Annotated in this window: 16 protein-coding genes and 1 pseudogene; 13 read left to right on the top strand and 4 right to left on the bottom strand. The window is 32.9% G+C overall.

The window, feature by feature from the left end:
• Nucleotides 1–60 precede the first annotated feature (60 nt).
• Entirely contained in the window at nucleotides 61–1,857 is a 1,797-nt protein-coding gene (locus FS802_RS10865; RefSeq protein ID WP_098720324.1) for a Xaa-Pro dipeptidyl-peptidase, read from the top strand.
• Nucleotides 1,858–1,919: 62 nt separating this feature from the next.
• On the opposite strand, the gene FS802_RS10860 is transcribed toward FS802_RS10865, so the two are convergent.
• The gene (locus FS802_RS10860) at nucleotides 1,920–2,198 is read right to left on the bottom strand and encodes a hypothetical protein (RefSeq protein WP_098654241.1); all 279 of its coding nucleotides are present in this window, start codon (nucleotides 2,196–2,198) and stop codon (nucleotides 1,920–1,922) included.
• 194 nt (nucleotides 2,199–2,392) lie between these two features.
• On the opposite strand from FS802_RS10860, the gene FS802_RS10855 reads away from it, so the two are divergent.
• The 3 genes from FS802_RS10855 to FS802_RS10845 all read left to right on the top strand — a co-directional run bounded on the left by FS802_RS10855 (nucleotide 2,393) and on the right by FS802_RS10845 (nucleotide 4,227).
• Nucleotides 2,393–3,157 carry a class I SAM-dependent methyltransferase gene (locus FS802_RS10855; RefSeq protein WP_144525025.1) on the top strand — a complete coding sequence of 255 codons (765 nt, stop codon included), beginning with the start codon at nucleotides 2,393–2,395 and terminating at the stop codon, nucleotides 3,155–3,157.
• A gap of 202 nt (nucleotides 3,158–3,359) precedes the next feature.
• Nucleotides 3,360–3,623, top strand: a complete 264-nt coding sequence (locus FS802_RS10850; RefSeq protein ID WP_098654243.1) for a hypothetical protein — start codon at nucleotides 3,360–3,362, stop codon at nucleotides 3,621–3,623.
• A 373-nt stretch (nucleotides 3,624–3,996) separates the two neighbouring features.
• On the top strand, nucleotides 3,997–4,227 hold the full coding sequence (locus FS802_RS10845) for a hypothetical protein (RefSeq protein WP_000789031.1): 231 nt from the start codon (nucleotides 3,997–3,999) through the stop codon (nucleotides 4,225–4,227).
• Between the two features lie 260 nt (nucleotides 4,228–4,487).
• On the opposite strand, the gene FS802_RS10840 is transcribed toward FS802_RS10845, so the two are convergent.
• Nucleotides 4,488–4,919: a cytidine deaminase gene (locus FS802_RS10840; RefSeq protein ID WP_076538278.1), complete on the bottom strand. Its 432-nt coding sequence runs from the start codon at nucleotides 4,917–4,919 to the stop codon at nucleotides 4,488–4,490.
• A gap of 170 nt (nucleotides 4,920–5,089) precedes the next feature.
• Here FS802_RS10840 and FS802_RS31875 point away from each other — a divergent pair.
• The 8 genes and pseudogenes from FS802_RS31875 to dltD form a co-directional block, all read left to right on the top strand.
• Nucleotides 5,090–5,152 (top strand): annotated as a pseudogene (locus FS802_RS31875) (ankyrin repeat domain-containing protein); the annotation flags it as partial.
• A 17-nt stretch (nucleotides 5,153–5,169) separates the two neighbouring features.
• Nucleotides 5,170–5,766, top strand: coding sequence for a DJ-1/PfpI family protein (locus tag FS802_RS10830; protein ID WP_098654244.1), 597 nt, complete (start codon nucleotides 5,170–5,172; stop codon nucleotides 5,764–5,766).
• A gap of 394 nt (nucleotides 5,767–6,160) precedes the next feature.
• Entirely contained in the window at nucleotides 6,161–6,517 is a 357-nt protein-coding gene (locus tag FS802_RS10825) for an FtsB family cell division protein (RefSeq protein ID WP_001228713.1), read from the top strand.
• Nucleotides 6,518–6,776: 259 nt separating this feature from the next.
• Entirely contained in the window at nucleotides 6,777–7,103 is a 327-nt protein-coding gene (locus FS802_RS10820) for a DUF3870 domain-containing protein (RefSeq protein ID WP_000271317.1), read from the top strand.
• Between the two features lie 154 nt (nucleotides 7,104–7,257).
• Nucleotides 7,258–8,319, top strand: coding sequence for a dipeptide epimerase (locus FS802_RS10815; RefSeq protein ID WP_141545962.1), 1,062 nt, complete (start codon nucleotides 7,258–7,260; stop codon nucleotides 8,317–8,319).
• A gap of 39 nt (nucleotides 8,320–8,358) precedes the next feature.
• Nucleotides 8,359–9,360: a C40 family peptidase gene (locus FS802_RS10810; protein WP_000755434.1), complete on the top strand. Its 1,002-nt coding sequence runs from the start codon at nucleotides 8,359–8,361 to the stop codon at nucleotides 9,358–9,360.
• Between the two features lie 20 nt (nucleotides 9,361–9,380).
• Nucleotides 9,381–11,003, top strand: coding sequence for a peptide ABC transporter substrate-binding protein (locus FS802_RS10805; RefSeq protein ID WP_000758263.1), 1,623 nt, complete (start codon nucleotides 9,381–9,383; stop codon nucleotides 11,001–11,003).
• Nucleotides 11,004–11,336: 333 nt separating this feature from the next.
• A complete protein-coding gene (dltD, locus tag FS802_RS10800; RefSeq protein ID WP_000782287.1) occupies nucleotides 11,337–12,518 on the top strand; it encodes a D-alanyl-lipoteichoic acid biosynthesis protein DltD in 1,182 nt (393 codons plus the stop codon).
• 39 nt (nucleotides 12,519–12,557) lie between these two features.
• Here dltD and FS802_RS10795 read toward each other — a convergent pair whose 3' ends face one another.
• Together FS802_RS10795 and uptA are read right to left on the bottom strand one after the other, a co-directional pair.
• Nucleotides 12,558–12,782: a hypothetical protein gene (locus tag FS802_RS10795; RefSeq protein ID WP_098094608.1), complete on the bottom strand. Its 225-nt coding sequence runs from the start codon at nucleotides 12,780–12,782 to the stop codon at nucleotides 12,558–12,560.
• Nucleotides 12,783–12,953: 171 nt separating this feature from the next.
• Nucleotides 12,954–13,559 carry an undecaprenyl phosphate transporter UptA gene (gene uptA, locus FS802_RS10790; RefSeq protein ID WP_098654245.1) on the bottom strand — a complete coding sequence of 202 codons (606 nt, stop codon included), beginning with the start codon at nucleotides 13,557–13,559 and terminating at the stop codon, nucleotides 12,954–12,956.
• 277 nt (nucleotides 13,560–13,836) lie between these two features.
• On the opposite strand from uptA, the gene FS802_RS10785 reads away from it, so the two are divergent.
• Nucleotides 13,837–15,237, top strand: a complete 1,401-nt coding sequence (locus tag FS802_RS10785) for an HD domain-containing protein (protein WP_098654246.1) — start codon at nucleotides 13,837–13,839, stop codon at nucleotides 15,235–15,237.
• Nucleotides 15,238–15,423: the final 186 nt, after the last annotated feature.

Genomic DNA, 15,423 nt, shown 5'->3' with positions numbered 1-15,423 from the left:
ACTGAATTTTCTGTGATTTTGTTGTATAGTAAAAGGAGACATATATGGGGAGGAAAAAGTATGGGGAAAAAGAAAATAGCAATTACATTATCAACAATCTTATCTTTATCAGTCACATCAGGAGTTTCTAGTATGACTGCGTATGCAGACAATAAAGAAACAAACTACATAAATGAGAATGACGTGAAGTTAAATGGGAAAGTTTCAGAAGGGGTACAATCAAATACGAAGATCGAATTAGAAAATGGGATGACAAAACCGATTTACTCGCTTGATGAAGCAATTATCGAAAATCTATTTGTAGAGACGGAAGTTGATAGTGATCGAGATGGAAAAAAGGATCGTGTATCAGTAAAAGTTATGCGTCCAAAAACTGATTCGAATGTGAAAGTTCCCGTTATTTATGAAATGAGTCCATATCGATCTGGCTTAAAAGATGTTCCTGTATATAATGTAGATGAAGAATTGTATGCGTATGAAGGGAAACCGTATGGAGCTGTTAATCTTGGTTCATACGGAAATTATTATGTGCCAAGAGGCTATGCAGTCATTTTAGGTGAAAGTATAGGAACTGGAAAATCAGACGGATGTCCAACTACTGGGGATGAGCAAGAAATATTAGGGACGAAATCTGTCATTGATTGGGTAAATGGGCGTGCGAAAGCATATACAGAAAATGGTGAGGAAGTTAAGGCTGATTGGTCAACAGGAAATGTAGGGATGACAGGAGTATCTTATAATGGTACGTTACCTAATGCTGTTGCGACGACTGGTGTTGAAGGGTTAAAAACAATTATTCCAATCGCAGCGATTAGTAGTTGGTATGATTATTATCGTGCAAATGGTGCAGTCATTGCGCCAGGTGGATACCAAGGAGAAGATACAGATAATATGGCCGAAGCAGTACTAACAAGAGAAAATCCTGAAGTTTGCAGACAAGTAATAAAAGAGTTAACAGCTGGACAAGACCGAAAAACTGGTAATTATAATGATTTTTGGGATAAACGTAATTATGTAAAAGATGCTAAAAATGTAAAAGCAAGCGTATTTGTTGTTCATGGTTTAAATGATTGGAATGTAAAGACGAAGCAGTTCGCGCAATGGTGGGATGCACTTGGAGAAAATAATGTTCCTCGTAAAATGTGGTTACATCAAGGTGGACATGGTGGAACATCAGCGAATGACTGGCAAAGAACACAAAATAAATGGCTCGATTATTGGTTGTATGGAATTGAAAATGGAATTATGAATGAACCAATGGTGGATGTTCAACGTGAAAATAAAACTTGGGATAAAATAAAAAATTGGCCGGATCCAGCAGCTGTACCGTCAAAAGTTCGTATGTATTTAAGTAACAAAGCAGTTAATTTTCCATTAAGTATGAGCTCTGCAAATAAAGTTTTCTCATTCGTAGATGATGCAAAAATGAAATCAAATCAATTAATAGCAAACCCAGAATTAGAAGTAGCCAATCGATTAGTGTATACAATGCCTGTACTTCAAAAAGATACGCGTATAAGCGGTACACCAAAGATTTCAATTACAGGAAATATTGATCGATCTGTATCAAATTTAACTGCTTTACTTGTTGATTATGGTGGAGCAAAGCCGGAAATTGTAACGAGAGGCTGGATGGATCCACAAAACTTAAAGAGTATAGAAAATTCAACAGCGATTCAATCGGGCAAAGATTATACATTTACATGGGATATGCAGCCTGATGATTATGTATTTAAAGCGGGGCATCAAATAGGGGTCATTTTAATCGCTAGTGACTATGATTATACAATTAGACCGAAAGCGGGCACGAAGCTTACAGTAAAATTAAGTGAAGTAACATTGCCGATTGTGAAATAAATAGTTATGAATAAAGAGCTTACTGCATAGTAAGCTCTTTAAACTTTGAAATGGGGAGTTTATTATGAATTTTTATTAGTAGATACAAAAATGCTTACAAATAAAAAAATTGCATTCATGATCAATAGACCACTAAAGGTAAGCCCAGCAAAACCTCCAGCGAATCCATCTCCTACTTTTTCACCAATTACGTGCAAAGTGGCGAAGAAAACAACGGGAGAAGAAAGTATGAAAATACCACTGGCTATTTTCCATATCCGTTTATATTTCTTTGCTATAAAGAAAATCAGTGTATTAAAAGTGATAAGAAGAAAAATAAATCCAATTAATGAATTCATCATATCCTCCTTTCAATATAATTCTGAATTTTCATATGTTCATTTTGAATGGAATATTATACAATATAATTATATTGTATGGAAAGCGAGTGATATATTATGACAGTCAGCTCTTTCGAATTTTTATTAAAAATAAAGGTACAGGAAGATTAATTGAGTTAAAATCTTCCGTACGTATAAAACGGAGGAGAAAATAAATGTTTAGTTTTTATAGTACACTTTGCACGGAACTTTATGATTACACAAAGCCTGTCGGGTATTCTTTAAATGGTGATATTGAGTATTACCAAGAACGTTTAAAAAATGGTAGAGGAAGAATTCTCGAAGCGGCAGTAGGATCAGGGCGTGTTATCATCCCACTTCTTGAAACTGGTTTTAAAGTGGATGGGATTGACTATTCACCTGAAATGCTAGAATCGTGCCGTATACGATGTAATGAGAGAGGCTTACATCCTCATTTGTATGAAGGAAGTTTACAACAATTTTCACTGCCGCATAAATATGAGGCAATTATCATTCCTACTGGATCCTTTTGTTTAATTGAAAATCGTGCGGATTCTATAAACGCATTGAAATGTTTTTATGAACATCTTAATCCAGGCGGGCGTTTAATCGTAGATATTATGCTTCCGCATGACTGGAAGACTGGAGAGGTTCATACATCGACCTTTTCTTTGCCAAGCGGAGACGGAATTACATTAGAAAATAAATCAATTGAAATAGATTGGTTGAACCAAGTTACTCTATCATATTTAAAATATGAAAAATGGAGTAAGGGACAGTTAGTACAATCAGAACTGCAACGCTTTGCGGTGCGCTGGTTTGGAATAGACGAGTTTAAAATTCTGTTAGAAAGTATAGGTTTCTCTAACATTACTTGTTCGGCTGACTATGTTTATGAAAATGAACCGTCAAATGCAAATCAAATGTTTACTTTTGAAGCTATGCGAAACGAAAAATAAAGAACTATCTATGATAACAAGGCAGTCGATATAGTATCGATTGTCTTGTTTCAATTGTATAGTACCTATATGTTATTACGTTTTCATTGTCCAAGCATTCTTCTACTAACTACATATACTATTTATATTAAAGACAGTCGCTCTTTTCAATAGAACTGTTATTTTTCTATAAATGATATTTTAGAGGAGTAGGGGGATAAATTTGGAAAAGGAAGCACAAGGAAGAATTGAAAATCAAGTGTATTCAAATCGTGTATTAAGATCAGAATTTGATGCAAATTGGGAAACATGTATATCAAAAAGTGGTCATGTAATTTATGTAGCGACAAGTAATAATGCTGAAGTAATTGTCCTTCTTGGAGATGGTTCAAGTAAATTATTAATATTTGAAAAAGGCGGTAAAGTAGTAGTAGGCGGCGGTGGAACAAGTCATTACAGTAAACCGCATATCGCAAGAAATATTTAAGGTAGAACGCGTTAATTGAGGAGAAGCTGGAAAACGGTTCGTCATTCATGTTTAGAGCATGATAGACTAACCGTTTTTATTTCTTTAAATCATTTTAGAGGAACTTGATTTATTACAAATACATCGGGATGACTAGCGAAAATTGGAAGGGAATTGTACGGATAAGAATTCGAATTATAATATAAGTTTGGAAGAAACATAAAAGCAATATAAAAAAGCATTTCCTATTTCGGGAAATGCTTTTTCTATGTTATAGTATAATAGTGTTTCGAAAAGATGTTATTTTAATATACTTCAAATCTTGTTGTGTATTATTTTTATATTAAATTAGTCGTGCAAGTATTTTTTTATATAAGGAGTAACAATTAGAGAAATGAAAAATATAGACTTTATACTAGAAAGTGATGAGGCATTAAAACCGTCTGAACGATTAGTACTATTATTATTAGAGAAGCATAGAATGTTATATACGAACGATCTATTAGCGTTATCTAATTTATCATATAAAACATTAACGGATTCATTAACAGCGCTTGTTTTAAAATCATATGTGTTAAAGGAAACAGGTAAAGGAAGAAGACAGAATTGTTATAGATTAGTATGATAAGACTGCTTACTTTAGAGAATTTATATTGATATTTTTCGAATATAAGGAGAAATAGAATTTTAATTTTCAAATGAAAAACGCGCCCGATGCGTACTTAAATATTTGAATTTCATTTTTATTAATGATAATCCTATCAGTAATGAGAATAGAAAAATAAAATAAACTGCATAAAAAAGAAATAAAAAAACAATCCATTTTTAAAATGGATTGTTTTTTTATTGGAATAATATTATTTGATGAATGGAAAACAGGAATGATTATTCTACTTCACTTGTGTACTTTTCAGGTAATAATTCCATTACGTTACATTTTACAAGTTCACCATTATAAGAAAGTATAACGTTTGTATTTTTTCCGTAATCACTTATTAATTCTCGACACATACCACACGGAGCAACAACCCAACATTTTTCTATGTCTTCATGAGGGTGTGGGTGAGCAACTGCTACAATGGTATCAAATTCATGATCGCCTTCTGAAATAGATTTTCCAATCGCCATAGCTTCACCACACACTGTAATTCTTCCAACATTCGCTTCAACATGCACTGCTGCATAAATATTACCTGTTTTAGTACGTACAGCGGAACCGATATGATGACGGCCATATTTATAGTTTTTTTCAATTACTTTTTCAGCAGCTGTAATTAAATCATAGTCCTCACTATTTAAAGGTATTATTTGTAACATAATTTCTCCTCCTTATTAAACATAATTATCGCTATTTTAACAGAAAATTTTAATATTTAAAACAAAAGATGGGAGTTGAAGATATAATATTATTATGTAAACTGACGTTTTGACAGGAAAATATAGTAATTAATAGAACATATAGAAGAGTATACTTAAATATTTTGAAAGATGAGAGAATAGCATATGATATTGCATTAGAAAAAGGATACGAGCACCTTTTAAAACATTAAAAACAGGAAGTGAACGTATGATAAATAAATGGAGTGTAGGCATATTTTTATTTAACGAGGTAGAAGTGTTAGACTTTGCTGGGCCATTTGAAGTTTTTTCTGTAACCGAAGCGGATGAAGAAAAACCATTTACTGTTTATACAGTTAGCCAAAATGGAGAAATGATTACAGCAAGAAATGGATTAAAGGTAAAACCGGATTATAGTATTGAAGATTTACCACCAATTGATATTTTAATCATTCCAGGTGGTAAAGGCGTTAGGGAAAATGAAGTGCAAAATGATATTATAATAAATTGGGTTCGTCAGCAAATGAAAGAAGTAAAGCTAATGACTTCAGTTTGTACGGGTGCGCTATTACTTGCGAAAGCCGGTTTATTGGAAGGCTTAAAAGCAACAACGCATTGGGCTAGTATTCAAACTTTCAAAGGTGATTTTCCGAATGTAGAAGTTATGGAGAATGTGAAATTTGTAGATGAAGGACACATTATTACATCTGCAGGTATTTCAGCTGGTATTAACATGTTATTTCACATTGTAAAAAATTTGTTAGGTGTGGAGATTGCTGAGGAAACAGCAAAAAGCATGGAATATGATATTGACTTACAAAATTAAAAAGCCCGATTTGGGCTTTTTTTATTATATTGAATGTATATAGGTAAGTTCCATTACAGATAATTTATGCTCCAAATCTTAGTTCTGAAACGATAGTATCGAATGTACGAAAATGCAGCTTTTTTCTCCTTGTAAGCATGTTAAAACGAGGAGAAATTTCGTATGTAAAAAAACTCTTCTACAATAGTAGAAAAAGAATAACAGAAACTACTATTTTATGGCAGCATACATAAAAAAATTCAAAGTAAATATGGAAATGTCGTCGAATGCTATCTTTAATTGGTTAATTTGTGAGATATTTTTGTGAAGGAGCTTATTTTATAAGAATAGAATTAAAGTTAGTAAGGGATTATGCCGAGGGTAGTGAAAATATATGTGTTAGGGGGATTTCATAATGAGGAAACTCAAGCGAATAAATGTTCCTAATATAGAAGAGCAACTATCACAGCCTAATGAGAAGCGAGCAATTAATAAGAAAAAACTAAGAAGATTTATATTCATGTTTATATTTATTGCGGCGACTACTTTGTACGTTCAATTTATTTTAACGAAACAACAAGAAATAATCGTAGAAAAAAAAGATACAATAACGAATCAAAAAAAACAATTGGTCTCTTTAAAGAAAGATCAGGATTCTTTAAAGACTAACATAGAAAATTTAACAGACGATGAGGAAGAAATTTTGAAGTTTGCGAGAAAAGAATATCAATTTTCTAAGTCAAATGAAACTATATTTGTGTTGCCGAAGTAGTGTAATAGAGCAGTTAGCGATTGCTAGCTGTTTTTTCATGTATGAATGGCATGGTACAAGTAACAATCACATATTGTAAAAATGAAGAGTTTGAGCTGTTTTTATAATTATGGAATATACACCGAAATAAATGTTGTTAAAATTCTGTCAATTGTATTATAATACAAGGTAAGCGGATACATTTTTTAATCAACGTTGAGTTTATCACTCATACGACTATTAAGAAAACCGTTATCCCGTATTAGAAAGGAAGATAGCTGTGTACGCTTCAAATACAATTTATATCGTAGGGGATGCGAAAGCACCTCAAAATAATCCTATTACCGAAAAGTTCAAAAGTTATTTTGTAGCGTTTGTACTTGTTAAGGAGACAGGGGAAATTGTAGATGCAGATTGCTCAGCGACAATTGCGTTAACATCTCAATTCGTTAAATATTTGTTTCTACATAAAAATATTAATGATCCACTATTGGTAACTGAAATAAAAAATAGATACTTCGGTTCGTCTCAAAAAGCACTACTTGTAGCATTAAAAGATGCACAGAAAAAATATAATCAAATCGCTGCTTTGTCTACCCATTCCTAGACAAAATCCAGCCATAAGAATCTTCTTATGGCTGGATTTTTTTATTTCACATTAACTTCCTACATGAAAAGTAAGCGAAAGAGGAGATTTATTGCTCCCAAAAAATTAATTATTTTTTGGGGATTAAGGTTCCACTTTGTCAGACAACGAAAGGATGAACAATATGAAAATTACCGATGTAAAAGTAAATCGTAGACGTGTAAATCTTCATACACCGTTTAAAACGGCGCTTCGTACCGTAACCGAAATAGAAAGTATAGATGTATATATTTATACAGATGAAGGAATTGTTGGGAAGGGTGCTGCAACCGCAACACCAGTTATTACGGGGGATTTCGCTAACGGGATTGAAGAAGCAATTTTAGGACCGATGCGTTCCTGTTTAATTGGTCAAGATATCATTCAATTTCAGCAGTTACTGCAGCACATTCAAATGAGTTGTATTGGAAACCCAAGTGCGAAAGCGGCGGTAGATATCGCTTTATATGATGTGTATTGTCAACACCAAAACGTTCCACTTTACGCATTATTAGGCGGGAAGAAAGAAATTTATACAGATATTACGGTGAGTGTAGATGAGCCTTTTATTATGGCGAAAGAGGCAAAGCAACATGTAGAAAAAGGATTTCAAACTTTAAAAATTAAAGTGGGAAAATCTGCTCATTTAGATTTAGAACGTATTGAAGCAATTCGAAATAGTGTACCCAAAAATACGACGTTACGATTAGATGCAAATCAAGGGTGGAACCGAAAAGAAGCGGTTACGATCATTAAAGAGATGGAAAATCGTAATTTAAATATCGAGTTTATTGAACAACCTGTTCATGCGAAAGATTGGGATGGGTTAAAGTATGTCAAAGATCATGTACAAACGCCCATTATGGCAGATGAAAGCATATTTTCAGCGCGTGATGCATTGAAAATCGTTCAAGGAGGATATGCAGACTTAATTAATATTAAATTAATGAAATGTGGTGGCATACGTGAAGCGTGGCGTATTGCCGATATTGCCGAAACAGCTGGTGTAAAATGTATGGTCGGAAGTATGATGGAATCTTCACTTTCTGTTAGCGCTGTAGCCCATTTAGCAGCTGCCCATCCTAATATTCATTACTTCGATCTTGATGCACCGCTTTGGTTAATGGAAGAACCGGAAGGAATGACGTATTCAGGGTCAAAGGTAAACCTTCAATCGACAGTGAATAGTAAATCTTAGGAGAAGAGACTAGTAAACTATCTTTTAAGGGGGATATGTATGAAAAAAGTAGGAACTGCATTTTTAACAACTTTATTTATATTTTCATCGTTTACATCAGCAAATGCTGAAGAGAAGAAAGATAGTAAAGCGTTTATCGATGTATCTGCCGCAACACTTTGGACTGCGCCTGATTCATTACGGCCAATAGATGTACCGAGCGCTACAAATCCAGTTGATTTATGGAAGTGGACGAAATCGATGACGCTTGACGAGAAACTTTGGTTAACAGATGCAAATAAATTAGAAACGCAAGCACTATTAGGTCAAGAAGTAACGGTTGTTGATAAAAAAGGCGACTGGGTGAAAGTGTTAGTCCATGGTCAACCAACACCACGAAACGAAGAAGGTTACCCGGGATGGATGCCTGAAAAACAATTAACATATAATCAAGAATTTGCAGATAAAACAAATGAACCTTTCGTATTAGTAACGAAACCGACAGCTATTTTGTATATTAATCCTTCTGAAAAACATAAATCGCTTGAAGTGAGTTATAATACGCGACTGCCGCTACTTAGTGAAGATACAATTTCGTACCGCGTGTTGTTACCAAACGGACAGAAAGCTTGGCTACGAAAAAATGATGGAACGGTTTACCGTTCTCAAAATGATATTCCAACTCCGGCGGCTGATGATTTAATAAACACTGGAAAAATGTTTTTAGGATTACCGTATATATGGGCTGGTACGAGTGGTTTTGGATTTGATTGTTCTGGATTTACACATACGATTTATAAATCGCACGGTATTACTATTCCGCGAGATTCTGGTCCGCAATCGAGAAATGGAATTGCAATTGATAAAGAAAATTTACAAAAAGGCGATTTAATCTTCTTTGCACATGATCAAGGAAAAGGTAGTGTTCACCATGTTGCTATGTATATTGGTGACGGAAATATGATTCACTCACCAAGAGCTGAAAGATCTGTAGAGATTATACCGCTAAATACACCAGGATATATAGAAGAATACGCTGGTGCTCGTCGTTACTTACCTTAAAAAATAGAGGGGGTTTTCAAATGAAAAAAGTTGTTCGTTACTCATTAGTTAGTACTCTATTAGTTTCTTCATTTTTAGTAGGATGCGCAAAAGAAAAAACAACGACAAAGCCGAAAGATGAGAAGAAAGTATTACAGTTACTAGAAACTGGTGAAATTCCGTCATTAAATTCAGGGAAAGTAACAGATGCAGTATCATTTAACGTTTTAAATAACGTAATGGAAGGATTATTTCGTTTATCGAAAAATGATGAAGTGATTGAGGCTGGAGCACAAAAATATGAAGTAAGTAAAGATGGAAAAACATATACATTCCACTTGCGTGAAGCGAAATGGTCTAACGGAGATCCAGTAACAGCACAAGATTACGTATACGCTTGGAAGCAGCTTATTAATCCGGATACTGCTTCTCAATATGCATACATTGCGTACGATGTGAAAAATGCGGAGAAAATAAATAAGAAACAATTAGGGTTAGAGGAATTAGGAGTGAAAGCGACGGATGATAAAACATTCGTTGTAGAACTAGAACATCCAGTGCCGTATTTTACGAAATTACTTATTTTACCGTCCTTCTATCCAATTAACGAAAAATATGCGAAAGAGCAGGGCGATAAGTACGGATTAGAAGCAAATAAAGCGGTGTATAACGGGCCATTTACATTATCAGAGTGGAAGCATGAAGCAAGCTTTACAATGAAGAAAAACGATAAGTATTGGGATAGAAAAGAAGTGAAGCTAGATGAAGTAAACTATCAAATTGTTAAAGAAATTTCAACTGCGGTAAATTTATATGAAACAGATAAAGTTGATAGAGCTGTCATTTCTACAGAATTCGTCGATAAATATAAAAATAATAAAGAGCTAAAACAATATACAGATCCGGTTATGTACTTCTTCCGATTCAATGAAAATGTACCGATTCTTAAAAATAAAAATGCACGTCTTGCGCTAAGTACAGTGTTTGATAAGAAAGGACTTGCGAATTCATTTTTAAATGATGGTTCGGTTGCTGCTAACTATTACGTACCAAAAGGATTTTTAAAAGGTCCAGATAAAAAAGATTTTAGAAGTACAGCAGGTGAGTTTAATAAAACTGATGTAAAACAGGCGAAAGAATATTGGGAAAAGGCGAAGCAAGAGACTGGTACAAATGAAGTAACGCTTGAGTTATTAAACTATGATTTGGAAAACTTTAAGAAAGTAGGAGAGTACATTAAAGAACAGCTAGAGAAAAACTTACCAGGCTTAAAGGTAAATGTAAAATTACAACCACATACGCAAAAGCTAGCGCTAGAGAAGAAGAAAGAATATGAAATGTCATTATCACGCTGGTTACCGGATTATCCAGATCCAATGACATACTTAGAAGTATTCCTTTCTGGAAGTAGTGTGAACAATACAGAATATGCAAACCCAGAATATGATGCGTTAATTAAGAAGATTAAAACAGAATTAGGTAATGATGAAAAAGCTCGTTGGAAAGCAATGCAAGATGCTGAGAAAACGTTACTGGATGATGCAGTAATTGCACCGGTATTCCAGCGCGGATTATCATACTTACAAAAGCCATATGTGAAAGATTTATATGTACATCAATTCGGTCCAGCTACAAGTTTAAAATGGGCAGATGTACAAAAATAAAAGTATAGAAAAACAGACTTCACGTATGTGATAGTCTGTTTTTTTGTACAGTTTCAAATGTAGAGACATTTTATATATTTTTTCATGTCTTAAAAATAAAATTATTAGTAAAATTCCAGTGTGAAATTTATGTAGAATCTTGTATAATTAACGTGTTTCTATGGAAACATTTTCTTGTGTTATTTATATAGGACTTAATAGAACAAGGAAAGAAATACATACATGTATATAATAGATAAATAGAATGGAACATGTATAGAGAAAAAGGAGAGAAATGATGGCGTGTCAAAAACAAGGGTTACAATTTAATAGCGATAGAAAGAGGAAGAGACGATGAAAATGAAGCATGCTTTTGGTCCCATAATTTTAGCGTGTGTGTTTTTTTTCATTATCATACTCATCCCATCGAAAAGTTTAGTATCACTTATTAGTGATAAGAAGGTAGAAGATGCGGCAACTTCCTTACAAAAAGAAAAATTGCAAAGTGTTTTCTTACAGCAAAAAATGTTAGAGAATTCGCAGTATTTACCGATGTATGGTTCATCTGAATTTTTACGAATGGATGCATATCATCCGTCTAATTACTTTAAAGTAAATCCCGCAGGTTTTACACCATATTTAATGGGGATTGGCGGTACGCAAAGTTTAGCTCATATATTAAATATGACGTCTACAATGGATGAGTTAGAAGGTAAAAAAGTAGTCTTTGTTCTATCACCACAATGGTTTACAAAGACTGGGGTATCACAAGGGGATTTTACGAACAATTTCTCTAAGCAACAAGCATATCATTTTATTTTAAATGATGAAATAAATGCTGAAATGAAGAAGCAAATTGCGAAACGACTATTAGACTATAAAGTTGTTCAAAAAGATGATATATTAAAGCATTCATTAGAAGGTATTGTATATAATGATACGAAACATAACATAAAAGCAGGTTTAGTTAAACCACTTGCTTATATGCATCGAAATATATTAGATCATAGAGATTTATTTAACTCTTTATTTAAGATTGAACCGATGAAAGAAAAAACTAATATGGGACTACGTTCAATATCTTGGGTAGATGCACGTAAACATGCAGAAGAAGAAGGGAAATTGGAATCTACTACAAACACATTCGGAATTGAAAATCCGTATTACTATAAACATAATTTGAAGAAAAAATTAAAAGGTTTAAAAAACTTTAGAGCAAATGAATCATATGAAGAATCACCAGAATATGATGACTTACAAATTGTTTTAAATATATTTAAAGAGAAAAATGTTAAGCCACTATTCATTTCTGTACCTGTAAATGGACCGTGGTATGATTACGCTGGTTTCCCTAAAGAACGCCGCGAAGTGTATTATAAAAAAGTTCGGGAACAAGTTGAGAAAGCAGGATACCCAGTAGTTGATTTTTCTGGCCATGAATATGATAAGTATTTCTTAAAAGATACAATTCATTTAGGTTGGAAAGGCTGGATTTACTTTGATGAAGCAGTGCATAACTTTTATACTGAAAAATAAGTGTGGAGAAAAAGGAACGGCTATAAGCTGTTCCTTTTTTTAATACAGAGGATTTTGATGTGGGCAATTCGGAAAGGCATGTATATCTTGAATTTGTCTAAAATCATAATGCTTCATTGCGAATTGAGCTTGATAAAGGTATTCATACACATATAATTGACCATCATGTGCTGAACATAATACACCAGAAGTTCCTTGCCCGTTCATGAAAGAAATGCCGATAGGGCGTCCGATTAAGTATTGTATTTTTTGTTGCCAATGCATAGGGGAATCACTCCTTTTTGAGATAATATACGAAATGGACGAGTGAATTGTTGCTTATCCATGTAAATGTTAAACTGAGGGGTTTTCTTGTAATTTCTACAGATTAGTCAATTTAAACATAAAAAACCGCTATAGTTCGTAATGAATGTATAGCGGTTTTTATTTATTATCTTAAGCAAGATTTTTACGTTTTTTTGTCCATTTTTTAATGATGAAGTATAAAAGAACGAGTATGACACCGCCAATTGCGAATGATTTCACATATGGCCCAGCAATATCATTAATATTCTCCCAATTTTGACCTAGTTTTTCACCTAAATAAATGAAAATGATAGACCAAGGGATGATTGCAAGTGCTGTTAATGTAGTGAAACGTAATAATGGCATTTTTGTAATACCAGCAGGAATTGAAATCGCATGACGTACTACTGGAATAAAGCGTGCAGTGAAAATTACACCAGTCCCGTAACGGTTAAACCAATCTTCAGCTGCATCTATATGTTTTTTATGAATGAAAATATATTTTCCGTATCGTTCTAATATAGGTCGTCCACCGTATCGTCCAAGCCAATAAATAAAGATTTGAGCAATAATGCCGCCAATTGTACCGAATACAACGGCGCCTACAAATGAGATACTACCATTGAATACTAAGAATCCCGCATAAGCAAGGACGATTTCACTTGGAATAATCTCAATCATTAGACCAAGCATAATGCCCCAATAACCTAATCCTTCAAAAAACGTTAATACTGAATGAATAAAACTACTTACCATTGTTGCACCTTCTAGTTTATGTATTTTTGAATAAATGTCCCTTTATTTAACAATGTAAAAGGTTCACTATATGTAGATTATACCTTATTTATATAGGGGATTGCTATTTCAATTCTTTTATGTCTTGCATTAGTAGTTTAGTAAAGGATATAAGCCCAGTTTTCATGAAGAGATAATAAATATTCTCTTATCACTTAGACAGGTACTTCACTTTCAAATAACGAATTATAATGTTAATAAAATTTTTATAGAAAATTAACATGATGAAGGTGAAAATATGAAAAAGGAATTATTAGAAAAGGCCTCATATCTACATAAAGCAGAATTAGAACAACTACATAAAGCTATATTAGTTTCCGAGAAAGCTCATGAAGGACAATTTCGCGTTTCAGGTGAGCCGTATATTACTCATCCATTTGCAGTTACAGAAATTTTGTTAGATTGTAAGGCAGATATTATAACTTTAGTTGCAGCATTATTACATGATGTGGTGGAGGATACAGATTATACAATTGAATATATACGTGATATATTCGGTAAAAAAGTGGCTGATATTGTAGAAGGGTTAACTAAAATTGATAAAAAACAAATCCCTAATAAAGAAGAGTATGAAGCAATAAACTTAAAGAAATTATTGTTAGCTACGCAAGGAGATATAAGAGTAGCTATTATTAAAGTGATAGATCGTCTACATAACATGAGAACTTTACAGGTGAAAGCTGTAAAGAAACAAATTCCTTATGCAAATGAAACACTCAAAATTTTCGCTCCGATTTGTAAAAGACTAGGGTTATTACATATTCAACATGAGTTAGAAGATTTAGGTTTTTATTATCTTAACCATTCTAAATATAAGGGAATGAAAATTCTTTTACAAAATTATGTTAAGTTATTAGAGGGTTTGTCTCAAAATATCATGCAAGATATAAATAATTTTCTAAATCCATCTTTAATATTTGAAGTTAACTATGAAGTAAGCCCTATTTATACAGCTTATTCTCGTCTCCAAGATATTCAAGACATTACAGCAGTGTCAAAAATAATTATCACGGCCTCAAATAATTTAGACTGTTATAAAATATTAGGAGTTATACATCAACTATACCAACCAATTCCATATCAATTTGAAGATAATATAGCAATTGAAAGTGATGTATTAAACAAATACTTAAAGACCAAAGTGGTAATCAATAACCATGAAATAATGATATGTATTGAAACAAAAATAAATCAGGAGATACGAGATAAAGGGGTATTTCATATTCTTACAAAAAGTATAACTGATAAGGATATGCAAAATATAATTCATAAATTGATGGATCATTTTATTAAGACAAATGATCTAGTAACTCAAGATGCGATTGAATTTTATGATTTAGTATCATATGAACTATTCCAAGATAACATTGTAGCATTTACTCCTAAGTTAGATTCCGTGAACTTACCGCAAGGTGCTACTGTAATTGATTTTGCTTTCGCATTAAACCCTGAGATTGCTAAGTATATGTCAGGTGCCAAAGTTAATGGTATAAATAAACCGATAACAACGAATGTTTCACATCTAGATATCATTGAACTTTTGGTAACTGAAAACATTAGTAATGTGAGACAGGATTGGTTAAGTTTTGCTAATAGCTCAAAAGCTCAAATCCAAATTTGTAAAGAGTTACAAAGATGAAGGAATTAAATTTATCGAGAAAATTTTTTCGGAATTTAATAGAATGAAATAATCATTTTTGAATTAATAATAGGCGCTTATAATTTTTCAAAATTAATACCTAGAAAAACAAGCATCCACCTGTTCTAAATATATAACAAGTGGATGCTTGTTTTCGTTATAAAAAAATAGAAGCATTTCTGCTCC

This window comes from Bacillus sp. DE0042 (genome assembly GCF_007680225.1).
Classification (GTDB): Bacteria; Bacillota; Bacilli; order Bacillales; family Bacillaceae_G; genus Bacillus_A; species Bacillus_A wiedmannii.
The sequence above is the reverse complement of the archived record's forward strand: the minus strand, read 5'-3'. Positions and strand labels throughout refer to the sequence as shown.

Coding starts and splice junctions, on each gene's coding strand:
- FS802_RS10865 (WP_098720324.1), top strand. CDS start 61: ATGGGGAAAAAGAAAATAGCAATTACATTATCAACAATCTTATCTTTA.
- FS802_RS10860 (WP_098654241.1), bottom strand. CDS start 2,198: ATGATGAATTCATTAATTGGATTTATTTTTCTTCTTATCACTTTTAAT.
- FS802_RS10855 (WP_144525025.1), top strand. CDS start 2,393: ATGTTTAGTTTTTATAGTACACTTTGCACGGAACTTTATGATTACACA.
- FS802_RS10845 (WP_000789031.1), top strand. CDS start 3,997: ATGAAAAATATAGACTTTATACTAGAAAGTGATGAGGCATTAAAACCG.
- FS802_RS10840 (WP_076538278.1), bottom strand. CDS start 4,919: ATGTTACAAATAATACCTTTAAATAGTGAGGACTATGATTTAATTACA.
- FS802_RS10830 (WP_098654244.1), top strand. CDS start 5,170: ATGATAAATAAATGGAGTGTAGGCATATTTTTATTTAACGAGGTAGAA.
- FS802_RS10825 (WP_001228713.1), top strand. CDS start 6,161: ATGAGGAAACTCAAGCGAATAAATGTTCCTAATATAGAAGAGCAACTA.
- FS802_RS10815 (WP_141545962.1), top strand. CDS start 7,258: ATGAACAATATGAAAATTACCGATGTAAAAGTAAATCGTAGACGTGTA.
- FS802_RS10810 (WP_000755434.1), top strand. CDS start 8,359: ATGAAAAAAGTAGGAACTGCATTTTTAACAACTTTATTTATATTTTCA.
- FS802_RS10805 (WP_000758263.1), top strand. CDS start 9,381: ATGAAAAAAGTTGTTCGTTACTCATTAGTTAGTACTCTATTAGTTTCT.
- dltD (WP_000782287.1), top strand. CDS start 11,337: ATGAAAATGAAGCATGCTTTTGGTCCCATAATTTTAGCGTGTGTGTTT.
- FS802_RS10795 (WP_098094608.1), bottom strand. CDS start 12,782: ATGCATTGGCAACAAAAAATACAATACTTAATCGGACGCCCTATCGGC.
- uptA (WP_098654245.1), bottom strand. CDS start 13,559: ATGGTAAGTAGTTTTATTCATTCAGTATTAACGTTTTTTGAAGGATTA.
- FS802_RS10785 (WP_098654246.1), top strand. CDS start 13,837: ATGAAAAAGGAATTATTAGAAAAGGCCTCATATCTACATAAAGCAGAA.